The following is a 24755-nucleotide window of genomic DNA, read 5'->3' on the forward strand; positions in this document are numbered from 1 at the left end:
TCCTTTTTTATGATCTGTAGAAGATGTCTATAATCTTATCACAAATATCATGATGGGCAGTTCCGTCAAAATTAAGCAGGACGACCACGCCCAAATTGAGTTGGGGCACCATGGTTATGAGCGATCTTACGGCCATTTGACCGCCGCCGTGTTCCACAACTTTAAGCCCTTTATAGCTGTCCGTGAACCATGCCAGCCCGTAGCTTCTGACGTCACTTCCGAACCGCCACTCATCACTGACAAGATGGAAGGGATGCTGCATTTCTTCCACTGATTCTGAACGTAAGATATTCGGTTCCTTAGACAAGTGAAAAGCTGCATATTTTGCTAAATCATTGGCGGTTGAATACAAATAGCCAATTGGAGCGGAAAGCGAGTTCTTCGGAAAAGGGGTTTCAGTTCTTTCTTCGCCGAGATAATAGCGGGCACTGTTTTCATCCTGTTCCACTCGATGGGAATCACCTGTTGTCCGGTCCATATCCAGAGGAGTGAGAATCTCTTCCATTAGATGTTTTTCCCACTTTGAACCTGTGACTTTTTCAACTAAATCTGCAAGAATGACATAGGCATCAGTACAGTAATTCCATCCCTCTCCGACCGGATACTCCAACTCCACTTTTTGGAACCATCTCGTTATATCTTCTCTGGAAGTTATGCTGTCGATTTCTTCCTCCGTGAGCTGGTAGTGATCCAGTGCTTCCTGAAATTCTGTGGGGGTATCAGAAAAGATTTCTTTTACATTCGGAGCAATCATATTGGCGATGCCCAAGTCTGAAGGAAAGCCGGCCGTGTGAGTCAAAATATGGCGGATAGTGATGCGGTCACTTTGCTGCTTGACCTTTGTTCTGAAGTACGGCAGGTGGTGGACGACCGGATCATCTAATGTTAAAAGATCTTTTTCGGCAAGCTGCATAAGGGAAAGGGCCATGAAGTTCTTTGAAATGCTTTGAATGCTCATGAGCGTATCCCCGTCGATGGGCTTCTTGTCCGGCTGGGTTCGGGAATGGCCGAATCCTTCCGAGTAAATGATAGCCGAGTCCTTAACGATGGCAACGCTGAGACCAGTGCCGTTTTGTTCATGAAGGACTTCGTTAATGTATTCTGTTAGTTGATTAAGTTTGTTTTCGGTAGATAGGTTCATACTTTTCCCCATTCTATTGGTTGATATTGTTGGAATTATTCGATTTCTTACCTATCTTAACACAAGCAAGCTTTCTTTTTCGGTATAAACCAAAACGTTTATCCAGATCCCTATCTATTTCGGTACTAGAAATAACGTTGAAACTAAAGTAGACTATATCAAAGGATTGAATGCATCATTAGGAGTACCTAAATCAATGCAAAGGGCCAGATGGTTTTATATAAAATTCGTAACACAGTAAGGAAGGGATACAGCATGCCAGAGTTAACAGGGATACTGCCTGCGGTTAAAAGCATGAAAGAATTTGATAAGCTACTGGAGAGCGACCACAAGTACATCATTTTGCTGGAAACAAGGCTTTCGCAGCTGCCGAGCATGGCCAGCTACGCGCGAAAAGCAAATAAGAAATTGATTGTTCATGTCGATTTGGTCCAAGGGTTGAAAACAGATGAATATGGGATGGAATTTTTAATTAGGGTGATCAAGGTGGATGGCATTATTTCCACAAGAGGTAATGCCATTGCCATCGCCAAGAAAAACAACCTGATTGCCATCCAGAGATTATTCCTGCTCGACAGCCATGCGCTGGAGCATAACTTGAAAATCATCAACAATGTTCAGCCCGATTATATCGAGGTGCTTCCGGGGCTGATTCCAAAAATCATCCAAGAAGTGAATAGAGCCACTAATATTCCTGTGATTGCAGGGGGCTTGATCAGGCACGAAGAAGATATTCAAGCTGCCTACGAAGGCGGTGCGATTGCCGTAACGACCTCCAACCATTCACTTGTATGGGAATAGCAGCCGGAGTAACAAATATCTTTCCAAATGTATGGTTCGTATGCTATAATGTGGGTACATGTTAATACAACGGACGGAGAATTTGAGAGACCGCAATCGACCTATAACTTTATTATGGGTTGGTTTGCGGTCTCTTTTTTTTCGCCTCAAGTATAAAGAAGGAGAGATAATCATGTCTTTTTCAAGCTTAAATAGAACAGAACTATACCAAGAAATGAAAAGCACGACCCTTGATTTATTGGTCATTGGGGGAGGGATCACCGGTGCCGGGATCGCTCTGGATGCAAGCGTCAGAGGGATGAAAACAGGGCTTGTGGAAATGCAGGATTTCGCAGCCGGTACCTCAAGCCGGTCGACAAAGCTGGTGCATGGGGGCCTCCGTTATTTAAAACAGTTTGAGATCGGGGTCGTTGCCGAAGTCGGGAAAGAAAGGGCAATCGTATACGAGAATGCTCCGCATGTCACGACGCCTGAATGGATGATGCTCCCCTTTTATAAAGGAGGAACTTTTGGACCGCTGTCCACAAATATAGGATTACGTGTGTATGATTTCCTTGCGGGAGTGAAGAAAAGTGAAAGACGGAAGATGTTTTCAGCCAAGGAAGCATTGAAGCGAGAACCTTTGCTGAAGAGGGATGGCATCAAAGGGGCAGGTTATTATGTGGAATATAAGACAGATGATGCCCGTCTGACGATAGAAGTCATGAAGAAAGCTGTTGAAAAAGGTGCCATTGCTTTGAACTATTCAAAAGTGGAGAAGCTGATTTATAATCAAAACGGCAAGGTGGAGGGTGTCGAGCTTGTCGATCAGATTGACGGATCGAAACATCAGGTGTATGCCAAGAAAATCGTCAATGCGGCAGGCCCTTGGGTGGATACGCTGCGGGAAAAGGATAACTCGAAAAAAGGAAAGACGCTGCAATTGACGAAAGGGATCCATCTCGTTTTTGACAGCAGCCGTTTCCCTCTGAAACAAGCAATCTATTTTGATACACCTGACGGGCGGATGGTGTTTGCGATTCCGCGTGAAGGCAAAACCTATGTCGGTACGACGGATACCGTTTACAAGGGAAACATCAGCCATCCAACGATGACATTTGCGGATAGGGATTATGTTCTGAAGGCGATCGACTTCATGTTCCCTGAGGTGAAAATCACCGCGGATGATATCGAATCAAGCTGGGCTGGTCTGCGTCCTTTGATTTTGGAAGAAGGGAAGGACCCATCTGAAATCTCCCGTAAAGATGAGATTTTCATCTCCGACTCCGGGTTCATTTCGATTGCCGGCGGGAAGCTGACCGGCTACAGAAAAATGGCAGAAAGTGTAGTGGATTTGGTTTCGAAGCAGCTGAAGGAAGAAGAAGGTAAGACGTTTGGAGAGATTGCCACAAAGCACCTGGTGTTATCCGGCGGTGCTGTGGGGGGATCCAAAGGATACCCTGAATTCGTTAAGAAAAAAATTGAAAATGCGGCTGAGTTGGACATTGATCCGATTATGGCCAGGGGCTTGGTGACCCGATATGGATCCAATAGTGATAAGGTGCTGGATCTGTACCTGGAAGGAAAAGACCCTGCTGTAAACGGGAATCTTGATCCGATCGTGTATGCTGTCGTAAATTATGCGCTGAACTATGAAATGGCGTATAAACCGGTTGATATTTTCATCAGACGGACGGGAGCGTTGTTTTTCCATATTGACTGGGTTCATCAGCACAAAGTGCCGGTCATTCAGTATCTGAAAAAGGTGTTTAACTGGAGTGAAGAACAGGTGGAGGAGTATGCGCAGGAACTTGATGTGCTTCTTCATGAAGCAGTCACGCCTGTGGAAGGGTAAGGGGAAACTGCTTTACGTAATATGAAAGCTGACCTGTGCATTGCATGGGTCAGTTTTTTTATATCGTAACCCCTCGTTTTCAACTTGGACAACGAAGATCATCCGTGAAGAATAAAGAGCCGCTAGGTAATTTTATTATTAAGGGGTTCCGTTCAGGGAGAGAAAATAGTAAATAGCAGGCTAATTCGCATACGAATTAGACCTGCTTTATTTGTTTTTATATCAATGTTTTCATCAAATTCAGTGGTGAATTAGCACTTCAAATAGCACCTTAATTAACAATCGTACAATAATTATTGTGTTAACTGACTTTCCTATTCGCATCCGGTTCTTGCGGATATGAGCCTTTATTGAGGAATTGTGTGATACACTTGTAAATAATGGATTTTCCATTAAAGGGCAGAATAATTGAACATTGGGCAGTATTTTTAAAAGTAAAAAGAGAGGAGTTTTTAGTTTTTATGAAAGATGTTCCTAAAATTCAAATATATTTAGCTTTCTTTATGGCTATCATTTCTTTCTTTCAGGCGTTTAGCAACTGGGGAGAAAGAGTGGCTTTATCTTATTTCTTTTTAATTTGCGGGATTAGTCTTTTTGTTCTTTACTTTGTTGTACTATATAAAATGTGGAAAAATAAGAGCAATTTACATAAGGAATAGTCCTTCAGCAAGCGGGGAGTTTGTTGTAAAGGTCGTCGCCGTATGTTCAAGTAAAGGGCAGGTTAATTGAATAAGTATTACGGAAATTGTATGTTGGAAAGAACGTTAGTACTATACGTTTTTTCACTAAGTGCGGAGGTGTCATAATGGAAAGTAATAGAATAGACATGGAGTATAAACTTCAAGAAAAAGATTACATCAGTCTTTTTATGCACAGTCCTTCGGTAAGGTTATTAAGGTGGAAGGTATTAGGGGGAATGTTAATTTTAATTCCTATTGTCTATACTTTAATGAGCCTTGTGTATGTGTCAGTGTTTAATGGAGAACAGTATGAAATATGGGATAGTCTTGCTCTTGTTTATATTTTCTTGTTATATATTGGAGGCAGCTTCTATTTATTATCAAAGCTGAAATCAAAAACCAAAAAACAAGGGAAAGATAACTATGAGAAATTGTACAGTGGGCGAATGTTTTCTATTACTTATGATAAAAAGGAAGCAGAGTTCTTGGTGGGTAAACAGCAGAAAAGAGTTCCAGCAAACAAAGATTTGACGGTGTTTTCTACCCCTGATAATTATTTCTTTTATTATGGCAAAGGGAATAACGGAGTAATCTTTTTAATCCCTAGTAATGTTAGTGAACATCACGATTTGAAACTTCAATCTATTTTACAAGACCTAACGGGAAAAAAGGGAATTCAAATTCGTGAAATGAAAATTTCATAAAAATATAGGTAGCCTATTAAACTAAAGGGTGGCGCTTGTCGAATAGGCTGCCGCCCTTTATTGAGGTAAAGTGGCAGGTTAACAGAACAACAGAAGAAACATAAATGGATTGATTGCATCGGACATAATGTTAGGTACTGGATTTGTTCAGCAGATTTGAAATACAGTTGTAATTAGTATTATTTGTTTGCAGAAAGGAGAACGGAAATGGAGTCAGATTTACTAAAGTATGAGTTTGAATTAAAACAAAGGGATATTGTTGAATTAATGAGGTTCTTACCAGCAAGAAAAATTGTCTTTGGAATATTAATGATTGGAATTATACCTCTTATAATTATTATTAGACATACCCCATCTCACTCTGTAACTCTGGGAGAGGATTACAACATTATTGAGGTGGTTATGACTATCCTGACGTTAATAATAGCGGAATTTATGGCATATATAGCCTATAAATTGATGCCTAAAATTAGCGGAAAAAGTATATATAGGAAAATTTTTAAAAAATATGGAGAGAAAGTAACTATTCTCTTTAATAAGGACACAGGATACTTTTATTCAGGCAACCAACAAGAAAAAAAGGTCTTTTCTCCATCAAAGCTATTAATTGTTTCTACTGAGAGAAACTACTTATTCTACTTTGGGAAGGGGATTTTCTCCAAAAGATTCTACATTCCTAAATCTTCAATTAATTTAGATGATGTTTTAAAAGTATTGCCAGAAGACATTAAAATAGTGAAAAATACAGAATCATAACATCTTTTCGTTCTTATTGTGATTGGAAATAGGACTTAAAATGATAATAGACCGTTATTCCTTTAAAGGGGGCTTTAACAGAATAAGAAGTTAATAAAGACATACAATCCCAGAGTCATTTTCTCTGGGTTTTTTACTGTTAAATATCGTGCTATATACATCGTTATTTCTGCTGCTAATTGGTGTGTGATTTAAGGTTTTCCCTCCCTCAACGGAACCCGTTAGTAATTTTGCTGCCGGTTCTTCTGACCGGGTATTCCATTTATGGTAAAATAAGGATGGTGGATGGTTGTCGATTTTCCGGTGAAGGTGCATGATGCTTTGTCTGGAAGAAGGGGGTTAAAGCGTTTGGGATATCAACATTATAAAGAAATTTTGAGAACGACTGTTGGACAAGAATGTTCCCTTATTTATTGCAATACCCTTAGTCGTAATATTTCTACTGGAATTTTTGAATTATACGAACCTGCAATCTTACGGATAGGAAGGAAGTATATTCGTTTCGAGTATATTTAAGAGGATGCAGGCGCAGACGAAAAAGAACAGCATATTTTGGATATTCAAGTGCAAGATAGACCTTTTCCTTTGCCGCACACTCAATCAGAGTTTGGTTCAATAATGTTTAAGGAGCCGATATCCTCTATTGGGGTTTGGGCTGTGATATCTGAAGTGATCATTCACTCGGACAGTATTCTTGAATCTGTTACTGGAGTGGAAATGATTCTGGACAATTCAGGTTCGATAATGTTAACACACAATAAATCTTTTAGCGGGTGCAGTATTCTTTTTAAAAAATGAAGGTAGGGAAAAAGCTGGTCTCGCTTCAGTCATGACAGAAAGAGCTAGCAGCTTCGAAACGTGAAGGAAGTGATGCAATGCAAGGCTATAATGTGGTGATGGTTTATAACAAAGAGATGGACAAGCTGTTGATGTGTGAAAGACTGAAGAATCCTTATAAGGGATTAAGTAATTTAGTGGGCGGCAAAGTTGAAAGGGGAGAGCCGGGATTAAATGCCGCTTATAGAGAACTTCTTGAAGAAACGAATATTTCTAATGAAGATATAATTCTCCATCATTTAATGGATTTTACTTACTATCTTCAAGATTGATATGTGGAAGTATATGCAGGCAGGTTAAAAAGGGATGTATCGGTTACTGGTGGGGAAAATGTACTTTATTGGTCTCATTTGAATCATAATTTTTTGATCAGTCCTTATATGCAGGAGAAGGGAATATTGGTCATATGATAGAACAAGTGAATTCTGTTAAAGACAGACTATTCTCTGAAGAAGACTTCTCTGTGTAATCCATTTTTTATCAGCCGCTAAGCAAGGAGTGATTTATCTGGGAGTTCATTTAGCTGTAAATATCCCGACGTATACCAGTGGGGAGTCATCCTTCCCAAAACCAGTAAATAATAATTATGATTATTGGATTGCCATTATTGAGCATTTCCTGATAGAATCCGATGCTGTAGAAATCCAATGCTGGAATGAAGAGACGGAGACGATCAATGAAATCCTTTCTTTAGACAAAGGAAATTGTGAGACGGTGAAAGAAGAACAAATGAAAATTTTCAAATGGCCCCAATCCACCTTACTAGTAGAATATCTATTAAATAATTGTATACGTGATAACGGCGAGTTAAAGTGGTTCACACTCAATCTTGAAAAGAACAGGCTGCCTGTGCTGCATTCCGGCCACTGGGGTACAGAATTAGTCATCCCCAATATCCGTACAGAAGATATAACTTTTATTGAAAATGTATCACCAAGAGATACGGACTTTCTGGAATACTAGCCATTCAAGCCGGGATATTAATGACAGATCAATCTGCTGTCTCCCCAATAAGGATTTTTATAATCGTTGAATTTTCAAGAACCTGAAACTTTAATGGAATTTTTTTCGTATAACTATAAAAGAAGTATTCTTAGATATGGGGAGGAAGGGCCATGGGAGCGGGAAGGATCATTATATTAGCCATAATGGCAGGGGTTTACTCTGGTATTTTAGATGGGATTGAGGCCGAAACAGGGCTGAATAGTATTGGAAGCGCACTTATATTAGTTTTAGTAACATTCCTGACTGGTTATCTTCTGTTTAAGTTTAAAAGGAAAGATGTTAGCACAAAGCATTAATAGTTTTATGAAAATAGAGAAAAGACCCGTCACCATGAGCGACGAGTCTTTTTTTACATTAAGCGTTCTTCACAACATCTTGTCCGCGGACGTTCCATGTCACAGCGAATAGGATTGTAGCGAGTACACATGAGATAGTCAGCAGAATGAAACCTGCATCCCAACTTACGCGTTCTACGATGAGTCCCAACAAGGCATTGGCCATTACGGCTCCGCCTAAATAACCGAACAGACCTGTTAAGCCTGCTGCAGTACCGGCAGCCTTTTTCGGCACAAAGTCAAGAGCTTGCAATCCGATTAACATAACCGGCCCGTAAATCAGGAATCCAATCGCGATCAGTGCGAAGTTATCAATGAGTGGATTTCCGGCAGGGTTTAACCAGTAAACAACAACCGCTACCAATACACCAAGCATGAAGACGAAACCAGCAGGTCCGCGTCTTCCTTTGAATACTTTATCAGAGATATATCCGCATAGAAGTGTTCCTGGAATTCCAGCCCATTCGTATAGGAAGTAGGCAACACTTGAAGACTCCATATCAAAGCCTTTTTCTTCGTTTAAGTATGTCGGTGCCCAATCAAGTACGCCATATCGTACGAAGTAGACAAATACATTCGCGATGGCAATTGCCCATACCCATTTATTATTAAGTACATATTTAAATAGTATTTCTTTGGTTGTTAATTCTGTCTCATGCGTCTTTTTGGACTTGCTTGGATAGTCGTCGCGATACTCTTCAATTGGAGGCAGTCCAACTGATTGAGGCGTATCTCTCATCAAGAAATAAGACAATACCGCAAGTATCAGTGCTACGATCGCAGGTAAGATGAAGACCCCTTGGTAACTTGTATAGGCTTCCCCAAACAAGGCACCCATGATGGCGACCCCTCCGATTGCAAGTGGAGCCATCAAACCGCCGCCGACATTATGGGCGACATTCCAAATGGCGGTTTTCCCGCCGCGCTCACTGACACTGAACCAATGGACAAGGACACGGCCGGAAGGAGGCCATCCCATTCCTTGGAACCATCCGTTTAAGAATAACATAACGAACATAATGGCTACTGACGATGTGAATACAGGAATGGTACCGAATAACAAACTGACAATGGCGGAGAGTGCTAGACCTAAAGGTAAGAAAATCCTGGCATTGCTCCGGTCCGAGACGGTCCCCATGACAAATTTACTTATGCCATATGAGATGGAGATGGCGGAAAGAGCCAATCCCAGTTCAGTTTTAGAAAATCCTTCTTCTTGCAAGTAAGGCATGGCAAGAGAGAAATTTTTACGAATAAGATAGTAAGCTGCATACCCGATGAAAATCCCCATGAATACTTGAAAGCGGAGTTTCTTGTATTCTGGATCAATTCGATCCTCTGGCAATTTTTCAACAGGTGGAGCTGGTTTTAAAAAGTTAAGCATGTCAACAATCCTCCTCTTAATATTTTGATGGACTTGGTGATGATGGAATGCTGATTGATTGTCAATTCTATAATTGCTGCTACCATAAGGCCTCCTTGCAAATCTGGATTCAAGAATTAATCAATAAACCACAAAACAGAAAAGAGACCACACTGAATGGACAACTCCTTAGGGAAGTTGCCTGTCATGTGTAAGTCTCTTTTCTCCAACACCTTCTTAACTTGTATAACTAACTTACAATATTTTGATAGTTGTGTCAACGCTTTCAATCTTTTTTTTCTTCGGTGGTTTTCCGCTGATTACCTATAGGGAGGATCAGTTGTAAGCCAAAGCGTGGTTGGGTACATGAAACGGGTGAAAATGAAGAGAGCATGCTGTCAATCATGTATAATTCAGGTGTTGAAAATGCTGGAATTAGTACTTTTATAGTGATATCCTTCCTGGAGATGGTATACTGTTCGTAGATTACGTTTATAAGAGGTGGAACTAAATGAGCGAGTTGAAAAATCCCGAAGAGGAAATTCTTCAACTTAAAGATAGAATCAAAGAATGCGAGAGGTTGATCGATGAGCTTTCAACACCGATCATTCCGTCGATCATTCCTGATACGATGCTGGTACCTTTGACGGGGACGTTAAATGAAAAGCGTATAGATAATATCAAGAACAAGGTGTTGTTCAGCATTCAGAAGCAAAAAGCGGATACGGTTGTCATTGACTTTACAGGCATCAGCCATTTAGAGGTTGAAGATCTGGGAATGCAGAATCTGATTTACCAAATCACTGAAATACAAATAGGGTTGAAGTTGATGGGGGTCGAGACGATTTTTGTGGGATTCTCACCGAATTTCGCTCAGGAAATTGTTCTCTCGGGAGTGGACACCAGTCAATTTATCACCCATGCCACTTTCAGGGACGGCCTTAAATACTTGATGGGCAAAAAAGGGTTGGAATTTCAAGTAGTGGAAATATAGAAGGAGGAGCCTGCTCCCCCGGTACACTAAAGTGTTAGCGTACCGGGGAGCAGGTTTTTTAATGATGGGAACGGATCAGCTCCAGCCTCCTATTCGCATAATCAATGACCAAGCGTCCGTCTTTCGCAATATCACTTCCGAACACACCATCCGGAGTGAAGAAGGTGCCGAAATCAGACAGCATCATCCGTACATTTTGCAGTGTGATGTCCTGGCTGTGGTCGAATTGGATGCTTAGCTGTTCGATGCTTTTGGTCTCTCTTTCTTTTATATCTCCAAGACCGCCTCCATGCAGGATTCTATCCTTGACGGTGAGGCCATCTACTTTTGTAAGTAGCGGCGGCCCGAAGTGGGTTTTGTTCGCCCCGGTATCCAGCCCGAAATATAATGGGTTTCCGGTGGCGCTTTGCACCTTTACAAAGGGAGTGCCGCAGAAAAACAGATTTTGTTCCAGATTTTCTTGTTGGACAGGTTTCCGGATCATCACCTGTTTTTGCTGGTAGTCAATCTCTAGATGCATGTGCTGGATGATGTCCCACCCGATGATACCGTCAATGACCATTGTTTCGTTAAGGTGAGGAATTTGGATTTCTAACAGATGATCTGCGAGGACCAAGGCGGGATGCTCAGCAATCAGCAGATCCTCTATTTTAATAGAAGGAATGAATGTTAAATCCGTCTCCAGGTCTTGATTAGTAGAGTTCCCAACGACCATCTCCTTCTCTTTTACAAGGTTCATCTCACATTCTTCTGCTAAAGAATTGGAAACCACGGTCATGCCCGCGCCTGTATCAAGCCAGAAGGTTTTCTGTTTCCCGTTAATCAGGATGTCAATCGTCGGACAACCCGAAAGACTGAGTTCCATCGGTATATGTATAGGTGATTCTGGAAGAGAATAGAGGGCAGTTTCTGACTGAAGGCATGCTTTTGCAATTAACCGATTGCTTTTGTCGATGACTGGTTCTTCAAGGAGGCCCAATGTTTCCAATTGGCCCCATTCCGATCGGGTAAAATACAGGTCGAACAAAAGGTTGGCTGTGTGGCTTCTTAATGAAGAATCCCCGCCCGCAGTATATAGCCGCTTTAATTGCCCGATGGCAGAACACTCTTCTCCTTTTGTTATGAATGCTAAAGCGGTTTCGAATTCTTTGTAACCAGGTTCTGACTTACCAAATCCAAATACTTTCAATTTCTCTAACACCTTCAAAAATCCCACCTCTCTGAGAATGTAATGACTTACGTTTATTATACCAGTTGAAAGGTTAGCTACCTGTAATTCCCGCTAATAATATTCTCTTTTTTCTCAATAAACTGAAAAGGGTGGTTAGCCTGACATCACTGGTTTCTTAGTCTATAATTATAGGCGTCGTATTTTTACCCTTCATAAAAGAAAGGGGTTTATTTATGCTCGCGTTACAAGAGGTAACGAAAAGGTTTTCAGGATTTCAGGCCATTAACTCGGTGTCCTTAACTATACATAAAGGCGAGATTCACGGAATCATCGGAGCCAGCGGTGCCGGGAAGTCGACACTGCTGCGGCTGATGAATTTGCTGGAGGTGCCTGATGAAGGTGACGTTGAGGTGAACGGGGAAGTTCTGACAAAGATGAACAGCCGGAAGCTTCGGGAAGCCAGAAAGTCCATCGGGATGATCTTTCAGCACTTCAATCTGGTGGCCAACAAGACGGTTTATGAGAATGTCCTTGTTTCTTTGCAACTGGCAAATTTTCCGAAGAGAGAGCGCCGGAACCGTGTGATGGAATGTCTGCGGTTTGTTGGCCTGGAGACGTTCATGGTTAAATATCCGGCACAGTTGAGCGGTGGGCAGAAGCAGCGGGTTGCGATTGCCAGGGCGCTGGCGAATAAGCCTGAAGTGCTGCTGTGTGATGAACCGACTTCCTCTCTTGATCCAAACACAACGGCGGATATTCTCGGTGTTTTGGAAAACATCAATAAAAGCCTCGGGGTGACGATTGTGATTGTCAGCCATGAAATGGACGTGATCAAGAGTATATGCAGCCGGGTCACGGTCATGGCGGACGGGAAAATCCATGATACGGTTGATTCTGAACCGAGAGGGATTCAAGCCAGGGATGACAGCCCCGATTACTTTTTAGAACAGCTCACAAAGGATGTGTACTAGACGATGCTGGATGTTTTAGTTCAATATGAAGCTGAAATTTGGCGGTCTATCGGGCAAACCTTTGTGATGGTCGGGGTGTCCATCCTGGCTGCCGTGCTGGTCGGACTTCCGGTCGGGACACTGCTGTTCCTTTGCCGAAAGGGAAATCTGCTTCAAAATCAGGCTCTTTTCTCGACCGTTAATCTACTGGTGAACATCATACGTTCATTCCCATTTTTGCTGCTTGTCGTGTTCCTGATTCCTTTTACAAGGCTGATTGTCGGGACGGCGATTGGAACAGCTGCTGCGACGGTTCCGTTAGCGATCATCGCGATTGCCCATTACTCGCGGCTGGTCGAGCAGTCCTTGCTGGATGTGCCAAGAGGCGTGATCGAGGCTGCGATTTCGATGGGTGCTTCTGTGAAGGAAGTCGTCTTTAAATTTGTATATGTCGAGGCGCGTTCCGGACTGGTCCTCGGGCTGACGACATCGATCATCAGCTTTATCTCCTACTCCACGATCATGGGTGTTGTCGGAGGCGGAGGTATCGGTGACTTTGCCATCCGATATGGGTACCAGCAGTTCAAAACCGATTTAATGCTCTACATGATCGTCATCATGATCATTTTTGTACAGCTCATCCAATTTCTTGGGACGACGGTTGCGCGGAGGATTGATAAAAGATAAACAGTTGGTTGATTTCCGTTCCAGTATTTGCGACTCCGCGGGGCGGGCGGTGAGCCTCCTCGGCTGCGCCTGCGGGGTCTCACCTGTCCCGCTGCTCCCGTAGGAGGTCGCAAATCCTTCCACTACAATCAACCTGTGTAAGTTCCGCAAATTTAATATAGAACAATGATATACAAATATTAATTGTATTAGGAGGAAATCACAATGAAAAAGATACTTCTACTCATGGCTGCGCTTCTGCTTTTACTGGCAGGCTGCGGTCAGAATAATGAAGGAAATAAGGAAGAAAAAGCCACAGAGCCTAAAGATGAGAAGCAGGAAGAAGTAACATTGAAAGTGGCTTCCTTGATCCCGCCAATGACGGAAATCCTTGAATTGGTGAAGCCGAAGCTTGCTGAAGAAAATATCAACCTTGAAATGGTTGTACTGGGAGACAATGTTCAGCCTAACACCGCTCTTGCGGCAAAAGAAGTCGATGCGAACTTCTTCCAGCATGTGCCTTACATGGAGGAATACAATAGAAGCAACGATGCAGACCTTGTTCCCGTGACACCGATCTATTTTGCTAACTATGGTGTATATTCAAAAGAATACGCGTCAATGGACGAGCTGCCTGAAGGTTCCGTGATTGCGATTGCCAATGACGTCTCCAACATCGACCGGTCTCTTTCTTTACTTGCTCAACATGGAGTGATCACATTGAAAGAAAAAGAAGATGTGTACTACACACAGGCTGATATCGTGGAAAACCCAAACAACTATAAATTTAAAGAAGTCGATTTGCTGATGCTGGCAAGAATGTATGATGACGCGGATGCTGTTGTGATGACACCGGCCTATGCTGCACCGCTTGGGTTGACACCAAAGAGTGACGGGCTTCTTACAGAAGGCGTGGAAAATGACTTTGCCATCACGCTCGTAGCCCGTGAAGATAACGCCGACTCAGAGCCGATCCAAAAGTTGGCTGAAGCGATGACAAGTCCTGAAGTTCGTGCGTTCTTAGAAGAAAATTATGATGAAACGGCGATTCCGGCGTTTGAATAAATAAGCATTATAGGTAGGAGTTCACTTATTCGGTGAGCTCCTTATTTATTTTGAGAAAAGTGTGATTCCTGCCAGGTTTTGATAATCCACTGCTTGGTTAGTCAGACAGGTGAAAACAGCACTATTCACTTTATGGAAAAAAAGAATAGTAAGAAAATATAAAAAATAACTACCATACAAGTATGGTAATGTGGTAGTATGGTAGTCGAGAAGGCAAGGGGGGATGTTAATTTTGAATCTGCAATTAAATAAACAAGCAAGCAACTCTACAAGAGATCAAGTGTATTCCGTCTTAAGAGAAAACATCATATCCCTTGGATTGGAGCCGGGCAGAAGCATTTCTGAAAAAGAGATATCAGAATTACTGCAGGTAAGCAGGACTCCAGTTCGAGAAGCGTTTGTAAAGTTATCCCAAGAGGAACTTCTGGAAGTATTCCCGCAAAGGGGAACTATTGTGTCACTGATTGACTTGCATCATGTCGAAGAAGCGCGATTTATCCGGGAACATTTAGAGAGAGCTGCTGTCCGTGTTGCATGTGAAAATTTTCCTATGGAAAGCTTGTTCAAACTTGAAACGAACCTGAAAATGCAAAAACTCTGTATCCAGGAAAAGGACTTCACAAAAATGTTTGAACTCGATGAAGAATTCCATTATACAATCGCCCATGGCGGCGGTAAGGAACGAATCTGGGCGGTTATTCAGCAAATGAATGCCCATCTTAATCGTATCAGGATGTTGAGTTTAGCTGCTGATTATAATTGGGATTTGATTCTTGAACAACACGAGAAAATTTATACATCGATAAAGCATAATGACCCTGACGAGGCTGATTCTGTCATGAAGGAACACTTAAATAAACTAACCTTCGAACAGGAAACGTTGAAGAATGAGTATAAAAAATATTTCAAATAAAAAAATATAAAAATTTTTACCTGGTTTTGAAAGCGCTTCATAATGTTGTTTGATTTGTCGTTTAAATAATTATTAATAATTGAACAGGGGGATATGAAAATGAAATTAAACAGAAAAATAGTTTCCTTGCTTTTAGCATTGACGATGCTGCTGCTCGCTGCTTGTGGTGGTCAAGAGGCATCAGGTTCTGGATCTACCGGTGGAAAAGGTGAGAAGTATACATTGAAAGTGGGAACTGCTTTGACTGAAACTGACCCCATTTATCAGGGATTAGAAGCAATGAAAAAGAATGTTGAAGAGAAAACTAATGGAGACGTCGTTATTGAGATTTTTGGAAGCGGTTCATTGGGTGAAGACAAAGACATTCTGGAACAAGCAAAAGTTGGAGCAAATGTTGCGGTTTTGGTAGATGCAGGAAGGCTGGCTGAGATGGTACCTGAAATTGGTATCTTATCCGCACCATACATAGTTGATAACTATGATGAAGCTAATCAAGTTGTGCAGTCTGATTTATTTAAAGGATGGGAAGACCAGCTGGCACAGGAACATAGATTGCAAGTTCTTTCATTTAACTGGTATCAAGGCGACCGCCACTTGTTGACGAATAAAAAAATCGAAAAGCCTTCTGATTTAAAAGGTCTGAAATTACGTACACCAGGTGCGCCGATTTGGACTGAGACAATTTCAGCTATGGGAGCAAGCCCGACAGGATTGGCTTGGTCTGAAGTATATCCAGGAATTTCACAAGGTGTAATTGACGGAGCGGAAGCGCAGCATCCAGCTACTTTTGGAGCAAATCTGCACGAAGTCATTAAGTACATTACCAAAACAGGGCACTTCCAGCTTCTGACTGGTCTGGTTGCAGGTTCTGATTGGGTAGAGGGACTGCCAAAAGAGTATCAGGAGATTGTATTAGAAGAGGCTGCAAAAGCAGGTGAAAAAGCATCCAACGAAACAGTCGACTTATTGGCAGAATTTGAAGAAAAGCTGAAAGATAAGGGTGTAGAAATAGACGAAGTGGATGTAGAGCCATTCAAGGAAGCTACAGAGAGTGTCTATGGAAAGTTTGACGGATATGAAGATCTTAGAGAAGAGATTAACAAAATTCTAGGAAAATAGTGAGTGATAAAAATGGCAAAAATGATACAGGGATATGTAAAAATTGAGAATTTCATTACCAGTCTATTAATGATAGGTGTAGTTATCTTTGTATTCCTTGCTGCAGTAATGAGATGGGCTGGATCTCCCATCTCATGGTCTGTTGAATTCGCGCAGCTTCTGTTTGTTTGGGTGATTTTTTTAGGGGCAAATCGCTGTTTGCGTGAGGATAAGCATATTGGAGTTGATTTCTTTACAAAGAAGCTCCCGAAGAGACTGCGCTTGATTATCGAGATACTTATGAGTCTATTAGTTATCGGTTTTTTAGTTTTTCTATGCATCTATGGATTGCGATTAAGCATGGAGAATTCAGTAAGGATGATTAACAACCTGCCATTAAGCTATTCATTGGTTACGTTGGCAGTTCCGATTGGGAGCATTCTTATGATCTGTACATCGCTGTATAAGTTAAAAGGGAAATTTATGTCTCTTAGAGCTTCAGACTGAAGGGGAAAGGAGTGAAGATAAGTGCTTCTTGTAGCGATAATCTTCTTTATATTATTGTTTTTGAATATGCCTGTGGCATTTGCCATTGGGTTGGCCAGTTTATCATTTTTTATCATAGAGCCTAATTTGCCGATTGAAATCACGACGCAAAGAATGGTTGTCGGTACTCAATCGTTTCCATTATTAGCGGTACCATTTTTTATTCTAGCAGGAAATCTTATGAATGCATCTGGTATCACGAAAAGGCTTATCCGATTTGCAAATGCCTTAACTGGACATTTAGTTGGGAGTCTCGCACACGTTTCCATAGTACTCAGTACAATAATGGGCGGTATCTCGGGATCGGCTAATGCCGACGCCGCTATGCAGAGTAGAATATTAGGGCATCAGATGGTAGCTAGAGGCTACTCAGGCGGTTATTCTGCAGCAGTTATCGCCATCAGTTCTTTGATTACGGCGACTATTCCTCCAAGTATCGGACTGATCCTCTATGGATATGTGGGAGAAGTCTCTATAGGCCGGTTATTCTTGGCTGGTATTGTACCGGGAATCCTCATGATGTTGTTCTTGATGTTTGTTTCCTACGCTGTTGCCAAGAAAAGGGGGTACGACCAGGAGGAGACCAGAAAAAGAGCAACATTTAAGGAAGTCCTTGTTTCCCTGAAGGATAGCATATGGGCACTTATATTTCCGGTGATTCTAGTAGTAGGAATCCGTTTTGGTGTGTTTACTGCATCGGAGGCTGGAGCATTTGCTGTTGTCTATGCGATAATCATCGGCTTTTTTGTATATAAGGAATTGGATTGGAAAGGATTTAAGGAATCAATAGAACAGTCTGTATTGGATAATGCATCGATTCTGCTTATCATTTCAGCTTCTTCTATCATCGGGTTTCTTATTACATACGATAGGCTGCCGCAATCAGCAGCGGAATTTATGATTGGAATAACAAGCAATCAACATCTTCTGCTTATTCTCATTTTAGTGTTCCTTGTTGTAGCAGGTATGTTCATAGAATCTACAGTATTGGTTCTTTTATTAACACCTATCTTCCTGCCAATCATTAAACAAATTGGCGTAGATCCGGTTCACTTTGGAATTTTAATGATGACGATTGTAACCTTTGGAGGGATGACGCCTCCAGTGGGAGTGACGATGTATACAACAACCTCTATTATGAAGGTGCCTATTGAAGAATACATAAAGGAAGCTCTTCCTTTTATTTTGGGAGTTATTGTATTAGTTCTCGTTCTTGTCTTTGTTCCCGGGGTTGTGATGTTTTTACCGAATATGTTCATGTAATTTTAATGGCTATAAAAAGGAGGAAGTCAATTGTTTTCTTTTCAGGATAAAGTAGTTTTTGTGACAGGCAGCAGTACGGGTATAGGGCGTGCAATCGCATTGAAATTTGCTGAAAACGGAGCAAGCGTCATTGTTCATGGGAATTCGAATGTTGTTGCAGCTGAAGAGACGCTTAAGGAGATCCGAAAATCGGGATCAAAAGCCATGCTTGTTACAGGAGATGTTACAGACAGGGAAAAGGTCAAACAGATGGTTTCTGAAATAAGAAGTTCATTTTCTCGAATCGATATCTTAATAAATAATGCAGGCACCATGGTTAAACGAGCAAAAATTGAAGAATTGGATGTTGAATCTTGGAACAAAATCATGGACATCAATGTGAATTCCGTATTTCATGTGACTCAAGCAGTACTGCCATTGATGAAGGGGACAGAAGAAGGCTCCATCATCAATATGACTTCCCTTGCAGCACGTAACGGCGGAGGTGGCGGAGCGGTAGCTTATGCCTCGGCAAAAGCTGCAGTAAGTACTTTCACAAGAGGACTGGCCAAAGAATTGGCCGATAGTAATATCCGGGTGAATGGCATTGCGCCAGGCATCATTACAACACCATTCCATGATCGGTATTCAACAGATGAAATGAGGAAAAGTATGGCCGGCCAAGTGCCGCTGGGCAGAGAAGGAACAGCTGATGAGGTAGCAGGCACTGCCTTGTATTTGGCATCGCATTATGCAAGCTATATTACGGGGGAAATCATCGAGGTTAACGGCGGCCTCTTGATGGCTTAGATAACAACTATGGATGAGGAGGATCCTTATGAAAGCATTCATGGATGATAATTTTTTGCTAGAAACAGAGACAGCACAATCACTTTATCACACCTTTGCTAAGGATATGCCCATCTTTGATTACCATTGTCATCTTTCGGCTAAAGAAATTGCCGAAGATAAGTCTTTTTCAAATCTGACAGAGATTTGGCTCAATGATGATCATTACAAATGGCGGGCGCTTCGCAGCAATGGTATAGAGGAAAAGTGGATAACAGGTGATGGGGATGCAAAAGGAAAGTTCATGAAATGGGCTGAAACAATCCCTTATACAATCGGGAATCCACTCTACCATTGGACTCATTTGGAGCTGCAAAGATATTTTAATGTAACAAAGCCGCTCAATGGTAAAACAGCTCAGGAAATCTGGGATAAGTGCAATGATTTATTGGCTTCCAAAGAATTTTCGGCACGGGAATTAATCAAAAGATCAAATGTTAAAGGAATCTGTACAACGGATGATCCGCTTGATGATTTAATTTACCACAAGCAGTTAAAGGAAGAGCGGGATTTTGATGTGAAAGTACTTCCTACTTTTCGTCCTGATGGAGCATTAAATGTTGATAGTGATGACTTTAGTGACTGGATAGGCCGGTTGGAAAATGCGGCAAACTCCAGGATAGAGTCTTTTTCTGATTTGGTGGCAAGCCTTGAAACAAGGATTGAGTACTTCCATGAAGTCGGCTGCAGGTTGTCCGACCATGGCTTAGACTCGAATTTTTATTTGGAGGCAGAAGAACAAGAAATCAATAGGATTTTGGGCAAAGGCCTAGGGAATGAAAAGCTGACTCAAGTGGAAGTTATTAAATATAAAACAGCAATGATGAAATCGTTAGGCAGGCTTTACAAGAAGTATGGGTGGGCAATGCAGCTTCATATCGGAGCCCTGCGAAATAATAATCAGAGAAAGCTGGAGGAAGTCGGACCTAATGCCGGCTTTGATTCGATTGCTGATTTTACGTATGCAGAGGACTTATCCAATCTGCTGAACTCGCTCGATTACGATGAGTCTTTGCCAAAAACGATACTCTATAATTTGAACCCAAAAGATAACTATATGATTGCGTCAATGATTGGCAACTTCCAGGATGAGATTCCAGGGAAAGTTCAATTCGGAACTGCTTGGTGGTTCACAGATCAACGAGATGGAATGGTAGAACAGATAAAAACTTTGGCTAACTGCGGGTTGTTGTCAAGATTCATTGGTATGTTAACAGATTCAAGGAGTTTTTTATCTTATACAAGGCACGAATACTTTAGAAGGATTCTTTGTAATGTCATCGGGAATTGGGTGGAAAATGGGGAGTATCCGGCAGATTGGGATACGTTGGAAGACATCGTGAAAAATATATGCTTCTTTAACATCGAAAGCTACTTAGGTATAGAATCTTAGAGATGATCAGGTGATAAAAAAATGAAAATGGTGTTTAGATGGTTTGGTGAAGGAAATGATACAATTCCTCTTTCCTATATAAAACAAATACCTGGTGTAGAGGGAATTGTCTGGGCTCTTCATGATATAGCTCCAGGACAAGTATGGCCTATAGAGAAGATTAATGAAGTGAAGCAGCAAGCAGATGCCTATGGATTCAATATCGACGTAGTGGAGAGTGTAAATGTCCATGAAGATATTAAACTGGGACTCTCGACCAGGGATCAATATATCGAAAATTATAAAGAAACGATCAGGCGTTTGGCTAAAGTGGGCGTGAAGGTCATTTGCTATAACTTCATGCCGATATTCGATTGGATTCGGACAGATCTTTTCAAAGAATTAGAGGATGGTTCTACTGCTCTATTTTACGAAAAAAATAAAATTGAAAATATAAAGCCTGACGATCTAGTCAACAGCTTTTTAGAAAATAAAGATTTCACACTTCCTGGTTGGGAACCTGAACGTTTAGAGAAATTGGCAGACCTCTTTGAAGCCTATAAGGAATTTTCAGAAGAGCAGCTTTGGGGAAATCTTAAATTTTTCCTTGAGGAAATCATACCTGTAGCTGAAGAGTGTGATATTAAAATGGCCATCCACCCGGATGATCCACCATGGCCTGTGTTCGGATTGCCGAGAGTCATAACCAATAAACAAAATGTCGAGAGGTTTCTGCGTTTAGTAGATAATCCGTATAATGGTTTGACATTCTGCTCAGGTTCTTTGGGAGCTAATCTGGTCAATGATTTGCCAGAAATGATTAGCGAGTTTGGGGACCGAATCCATTTTGCTCATATCCGTAACTTGGAACATTTCGAGAATGGGGATTTTGTCGAGAAGTCTCATCGCACAGAAGATGGTTCCATTGATATTTATAAAATCATGAAAGCATTTCATGATCTTGGTTTCAAAGGTTATGCAAGGCCGGACCATGGGAGACATATTTGGGATGAAAAATGCCGGCCGGGCTACGGATTATATGATCGTGCTCTTGGTATCATGTACCTTTGGGGAATTTGGGATTCACTAGAAAGAATGAAAGAGGTGCGTGAAGATGTTAGAAATAAATAAACATTTAGAAGGAAAAGTAGCTGTCGTGACCGGCGGCAGCGGTATATTATGCGGTGCAATGGCCAGAGAACTTGGGAGGCAAGGAGTAAAGGTAGCAATTTTGAATAGGACATTGGAAAACGGCAAGGCTGTGGAAGATGACATCATCAGTGCTGGTGGAGAAGCTTTTGCGGTTGCTTGTGATGTTTTGGATCAAGAGAGCGTACAAAATGCCAGAAATGAAATACTTGAGAGATTCGGAGTCTGCGATATTTTGATTAATGGTGCAGGCGGAAACCACCCAGATGGAATTACGACGAAAGAAACCTTTGATTTAGATGACTTAGAGGACAAGGAAACGAAGACTTTCTTTGATTTAACGAAAGAAGGATTTGGATTTGTCTTTGATTTGAATTTGTTGGGGACTCTCATCCCTACACAGGTGTTTGGCAAAGATATGGTAAAGCGCCAAGGAGCGGTAGTGGTCAATATGTCTTCTATGAGCGCCCCGTCACCAATGACGAAGGTACCTGCCTACAGTGCAGCAAAAGCGGGAATTGAAAATCTGACCCAATGGCTCGCTGTTCATTTTGCGGATGCTGGAATTCGTGTAAATGCAATTGCTCCTGGCTTCTTTTTGACTGAACAAAATAGGAATCTATTAACAAATGAAGATGGAACTTTAACAGAGCGATCTAATAAGATCATTTCCCATACACCAATGAATCGTTTTGGGAAGCCTGAAGATTTATTGGGTACTTTACTGTGGCTCGTTGATAACAACTCATCAGGGTTTGTAACAGGAATCACGGTCCCGGTAGACGGTGGATTTATGGCTTACTCAGGTGTGTAACTATAAAAAAAGATAAGTGTTTTCTGCTTATCTTTTTTTATAGTAGAGGGTACTTAGTATTAATGCCTGACTAGTTAGCTTATTGGAAGGAGATATGGAGGATGGATGTAGTTACTATTGGTGAGTCGATGGTCTTGTTTACTCCTGATTCAGTCGGATCATTTTGCTATGCAGGAAAGTTTGACAAGACGATAGGCGGTGCCGAATCAAATGTAGCCATTGCCCTTTCCAGACTTGGTCATCAAGCGGGCTGGATGAGCAGGCTGGGGAGCGATGATTTTGGTTTGTTTGTGCGTAATTTCATTAGGGGAGAAGGTGTAGATACCTCACAGGTGGTATTTGATCAACACCATCAAACCGCAGTGTTCTTTAAAGAAAGAAAAAGCGGAGGGGAACCGCAGGTCTATTATTATCGTAGAAACTCTGCCGCAAGCCAGCTGAAACCATCGGATCTTAATGAAGATTACATTGCAAGTGCGGAGTTCCTCCACATAACGGGAATCACTCCGGCGTTGAGTGATACAAGCAAAGAAACAATCTTTAAAGCAATTGAACTGGCTAAGTCACATAATGTCAAGGTTGTCTTCGATCCGAATATTCGATTGAAACTTTGGTCGAAGGAGGAAGCAGGAAGAACTTTAAGAGAAATCGCTCGTATATGTGATGTGATCCTTCCTGGAATTGAAGAAGGGTCAATTTTAACAGGCGAAACGGAACCGGAAAAGATCGCCAAAGCTCTTTTGACTGATTCAACTGAAACCGTTGTTCTTAAGCTTGGAAAGAAAGGTGCTTATTATGCGACTGCCACACAAGAAGGATATGTCGATGGCGAAAAGGTCCAGCATGTTGTGGATCCGATTGGTGCGGGAGATGGATTTGCAGCAGGGTTCTTATCAGGAATGATCAGAAAACTATCGCTCAGGGAGGCTGTTCAGTTAGCGAACAAAGTTGCGGCGTTTGCTTTAACAGTTCCAGGAGATGCAGAAGGCTATCCATATTGGCATCAAATCCTTTCCTCAGGAAAAGAAGAAATCTTTAGATAAGGAGGAAAAGAAATGATTAGCAAAATTGAAACGTTGAGGAAGATACAGGAAGAAGGCATAATAGCCGTCATTAGGAATGTTCCTGAAGAAAGATTGGAAGAACTGGCTCAGACGCTCATTTCATCTGGAATCACTCTATTGGAAATTACGGTTGATGGGGAAAATGCTTATTCAGTGATTGAAACTCTTTCAAAAAAATTCAAAGGCCAAGCAGTCATCGGGGCGGGGACAGTATTGGATGGACCAGCTGCCCAGTTAGCTATAAGCAAGGGTGCCGAATTTGTCCTCAGTCCAAGTTATAACCCAGAAGTGGTAAAAACAGCTCTCCGATATGGGAAGGTGGTTATACCGGGAGTAATGACGCCAAGTGAAATGGTTCAAGCAATAGAATGTGGAGCTGATATGGTAAAAGTCTTCCCTTCATCTGTTCTTGGAGTGAAATTTATCAAAGACGTGAAAGGTCCACTATCTCATATCCCAATGGTTTCTACCGGTGGCATAAATGAAAACAATGCTGCAGATTTCATTAAAGCTGGAGTGGAAGCAGTAGGTGTAGGTGGAAGCTTATTGAATCGTGAAGCAATCGAGAATGGCGACTTTGAGTGGATCAGGGAGAAAGCTTCCCAATATGTAACGAGTGTAAGGGACGCAAAACATAGATAAACTAAGTATACTTATAAAAATACCTATAATAGATAGCTTTACTCTTACGTGGTAAAGCTATCTTTTTTGCTGATGTTAAAGATTATTATGCTAAAAAACACCCACAAGTTCATTCTGGTTACACAGCCCTTTTCTCTCCTTTCTTCTGCTCTTTCATCTCCCGCCATACCTTCCTCACTCTGTACCCATCAGTAGGAGTCCCGCCAAGGCCTTTTTTCCATTTTGGGTATATATAAGGCAGGCTGGTGGAGAGGAAGGTAAAGACGTTGATGACGGTGAATGCCTGCATGAGTGTAAAAAATTCTCCGGAAAGATGGGGAGCAGCTGTCTGCGCAAACACGGAAAAAATAAGCGATAGGGCCGGCCCCCCTGCATAAAAGGCCATCCGCTGCCTATTAGACATCCTTTCAGTGGATGGTTTTCCATCTTGGTCCACTGAGGAGCAGTATCCGAAGGTCGCCAATCGTAAATGAAAATGAATCCTTCCCATCCTGAAATTTCTCGAATTTTCCTAGGCAGGAGGACCTATAAATACATTGGCACGGCTTTGTTTTGTGAACAGAACAGCTCCCAGGGCGTGTCCGACCTCATGGATCAAAACCGCCAGAGGAACGAGAATGAGGTAGACGATCATTACATTTACAAAAAACAAACTTTTGCTCCTTTCACTTTGCTTGTTTTTAGATTATTCAATTTAATTAAATAATTTGGTATAATTTTACCATAAACTAGAACGGAAAACGCAAGGGAGAGGGAAGTACTGA

26 protein-coding genes are annotated in these 24755 nt (G+C 41.7%); 21 read left to right on the top strand and 5 right to left on the bottom strand.

The window, feature by feature from the left end; translation table 11 throughout:
• Positions 1 to 7 precede the first annotated feature (7 nt).
• Positions 8 to 1141 (bottom strand): serine hydrolase domain-containing protein, encoded by a 1134-nt coding sequence (locus tag AC4E8A_RS03265; RefSeq protein WP_490196776.1) that lies wholly within the window; start codon positions 1139 to 1141, stop codon positions 8 to 10.
• A 255-nt stretch (positions 1142 to 1396) separates the two neighbouring features.
• Between AC4E8A_RS03265 and AC4E8A_RS03270 the strand changes: the two genes are divergently transcribed.
• From AC4E8A_RS03270 to AC4E8A_RS03300, 7 genes are all read left to right on the top strand, one after another.
• Positions 1397 to 1942: a glycerol-3-phosphate responsive antiterminator gene (locus AC4E8A_RS03270; protein ID WP_490196777.1), complete on the top strand. Its 546-nt coding sequence runs from the start codon at positions 1397 to 1399 to the stop codon at positions 1940 to 1942.
• 172 nt (positions 1943 to 2114) lie between these two features.
• Complete coding sequence (locus AC4E8A_RS03275) at positions 2115 to 3776, top strand: glycerol-3-phosphate dehydrogenase/oxidase (protein WP_490196779.1); 1662 nt, start codon at positions 2115 to 2117, stop codon at positions 3774 to 3776.
• Between the two features lie 805 nt (positions 3777 to 4581).
• A complete protein-coding gene (locus tag AC4E8A_RS03280; RefSeq protein ID WP_490196780.1) occupies positions 4582 to 5160 on the top strand; it encodes a hypothetical protein in 579 nt (192 codons plus the stop codon).
• Between the two features lie 207 nt (positions 5161 to 5367).
• Positions 5368 to 5916, top strand: a complete 549-nt coding sequence (locus AC4E8A_RS03285; protein WP_490196781.1) for a hypothetical protein — start codon at positions 5368 to 5370, stop codon at positions 5914 to 5916.
• A gap of 875 nt (positions 5917 to 6791) precedes the next feature.
• Positions 6792 to 7025: an NUDIX hydrolase gene (locus AC4E8A_RS03290; protein WP_490196783.1), complete on the top strand. Its 234-nt coding sequence runs from the start codon at positions 6792 to 6794 to the stop codon at positions 7023 to 7025.
• Between the two features lie 226 nt (positions 7026 to 7251).
• The gene (locus AC4E8A_RS03295) at positions 7252 to 7716 is read left to right on the top strand and encodes a hypothetical protein (RefSeq protein WP_490196784.1); all 465 of its coding nucleotides are present in this window, start codon (positions 7252 to 7254) and stop codon (positions 7714 to 7716) included.
• A 152-nt stretch (positions 7717 to 7868) separates the two neighbouring features.
• Positions 7869 to 8054: a hypothetical protein gene (locus AC4E8A_RS03300; RefSeq protein WP_490196785.1), complete on the top strand. Its 186-nt coding sequence runs from the start codon at positions 7869 to 7871 to the stop codon at positions 8052 to 8054.
• Between the two features lie 58 nt (positions 8055 to 8112).
• Here the strand turns inward: AC4E8A_RS03300 and glpT are convergent, their stop codons facing one another.
• Entirely contained in the window at positions 8113 to 9477 is a 1365-nt protein-coding gene (glpT, locus tag AC4E8A_RS03305; RefSeq protein ID WP_490196786.1) for a glycerol-3-phosphate transporter, read from the bottom strand.
• Positions 9478 to 9967: 490 nt separating this feature from the next.
• On the opposite strand from glpT, the gene AC4E8A_RS03310 reads away from it, so the two are divergent.
• Entirely contained in the window at positions 9968 to 10450 is a 483-nt protein-coding gene (locus AC4E8A_RS03310) for an STAS domain-containing protein (RefSeq protein WP_490196787.1), read from the top strand.
• A 58-nt stretch (positions 10451 to 10508) separates the two neighbouring features.
• Here AC4E8A_RS03310 and AC4E8A_RS03315 read toward each other — a convergent pair whose 3' ends face one another.
• Entirely contained in the window at positions 10509 to 11651 is a 1143-nt protein-coding gene (locus tag AC4E8A_RS03315) for a retropepsin-like aspartic protease (RefSeq protein ID WP_490196789.1), read from the bottom strand.
• Positions 11652 to 11854: 203 nt separating this feature from the next.
• Between AC4E8A_RS03315 and AC4E8A_RS03320 the strand changes: the two genes are divergently transcribed.
• From AC4E8A_RS03320 to AC4E8A_RS03380, 13 genes are all read left to right on the top strand, one after another.
• A complete protein-coding gene (locus AC4E8A_RS03320; protein WP_490196790.1) occupies positions 11855 to 12592 on the top strand; it encodes a methionine ABC transporter ATP-binding protein in 738 nt (245 codons plus the stop codon).
• A 3-nt stretch (positions 12593 to 12595) separates the two neighbouring features.
• Positions 12596 to 13258 carry a methionine ABC transporter permease gene (locus AC4E8A_RS03325; RefSeq protein ID WP_490196791.1) on the top strand — a complete coding sequence of 221 codons (663 nt, stop codon included), beginning with the start codon at positions 12596 to 12598 and terminating at the stop codon, positions 13256 to 13258.
• 204 nt (positions 13259 to 13462) lie between these two features.
• Positions 13463 to 14302 carry a MetQ/NlpA family ABC transporter substrate-binding protein gene (locus tag AC4E8A_RS03330; RefSeq protein WP_490196793.1) on the top strand — a complete coding sequence of 280 codons (840 nt, stop codon included), beginning with the start codon at positions 13463 to 13465 and terminating at the stop codon, positions 14300 to 14302.
• Positions 14303 to 14525: 223 nt separating this feature from the next.
• Positions 14526 to 15215: a GntR family transcriptional regulator gene (locus AC4E8A_RS03335; protein ID WP_490196794.1), complete on the top strand. Its 690-nt coding sequence runs from the start codon at positions 14526 to 14528 to the stop codon at positions 15213 to 15215.
• Positions 15216 to 15314: 99 nt separating this feature from the next.
• Positions 15315 to 16334: a C4-dicarboxylate TRAP transporter substrate-binding protein gene (locus tag AC4E8A_RS03340; protein WP_490196795.1), complete on the top strand. Its 1020-nt coding sequence runs from the start codon at positions 15315 to 15317 to the stop codon at positions 16332 to 16334.
• Positions 16335 to 16346: 12 nt separating this feature from the next.
• Positions 16347 to 16820, top strand: a complete 474-nt coding sequence (locus AC4E8A_RS03345; protein ID WP_490196797.1) for a TRAP transporter small permease — start codon at positions 16347 to 16349, stop codon at positions 16818 to 16820.
• 21 nt (positions 16821 to 16841) lie between these two features.
• Complete coding sequence (locus AC4E8A_RS03350) at positions 16842 to 18122, top strand: TRAP transporter large permease (protein WP_490196798.1); 1281 nt, start codon at positions 16842 to 16844, stop codon at positions 18120 to 18122.
• A gap of 30 nt (positions 18123 to 18152) precedes the next feature.
• Positions 18153 to 18911, top strand: a complete 759-nt coding sequence (locus AC4E8A_RS03355) for an SDR family NAD(P)-dependent oxidoreductase (RefSeq protein ID WP_490196799.1) — start codon at positions 18153 to 18155, stop codon at positions 18909 to 18911.
• A 28-nt stretch (positions 18912 to 18939) separates the two neighbouring features.
• Positions 18940 to 20343, top strand: a complete 1404-nt coding sequence (uxaC, locus tag AC4E8A_RS03360) for a glucuronate isomerase (protein ID WP_490196800.1) — start codon at positions 18940 to 18942, stop codon at positions 20341 to 20343.
• 21 nt (positions 20344 to 20364) lie between these two features.
• Positions 20365 to 21453, top strand: coding sequence for a mannonate dehydratase (gene uxuA / locus AC4E8A_RS03365; protein ID WP_490196801.1), 1089 nt, complete (start codon positions 20365 to 20367; stop codon positions 21451 to 21453).
• Positions 21437 to 22285 carry an SDR family oxidoreductase gene (locus tag AC4E8A_RS03370; RefSeq protein WP_490196802.1) on the top strand — a complete coding sequence of 283 codons (849 nt, stop codon included), beginning with the start codon at positions 21437 to 21439 and terminating at the stop codon, positions 22283 to 22285. Before uxuA ends, AC4E8A_RS03370 begins: the two co-directional genes overlap by 17 nt.
• Positions 22286 to 22386: 101 nt before the next feature.
• Positions 22387 to 23328, top strand: a complete 942-nt coding sequence (locus AC4E8A_RS03375) for a sugar kinase (protein ID WP_490196803.1) — start codon at positions 22387 to 22389, stop codon at positions 23326 to 23328.
• A gap of 12 nt (positions 23329 to 23340) precedes the next feature.
• Positions 23341 to 23991, top strand: a complete 651-nt coding sequence (locus tag AC4E8A_RS03380; RefSeq protein ID WP_490196804.1) for a bifunctional 4-hydroxy-2-oxoglutarate aldolase/2-dehydro-3-deoxy-phosphogluconate aldolase — start codon at positions 23341 to 23343, stop codon at positions 23989 to 23991.
• Positions 23992 to 24109: 118 nt separating this feature from the next.
• Here AC4E8A_RS03380 and AC4E8A_RS03385 read toward each other — a convergent pair whose 3' ends face one another.
• Positions 24110 to 24481, bottom strand: coding sequence for a hypothetical protein (locus tag AC4E8A_RS03385; protein WP_490196805.1), 372 nt, complete (start codon positions 24479 to 24481; stop codon positions 24110 to 24112).
• A gap of 21 nt (positions 24482 to 24502) precedes the next feature.
• On the bottom strand, positions 24503 to 24643 hold the full coding sequence (locus AC4E8A_RS03390; RefSeq protein ID WP_490196807.1) for a hypothetical protein: 141 nt from the start codon (positions 24641 to 24643) through the stop codon (positions 24503 to 24505).
• Between the last annotated feature and the right edge of the window lie 112 nt (positions 24644 to 24755).

It is taken from the genome of Bacillus sp. SRL337 (assembly GCF_984799155.1).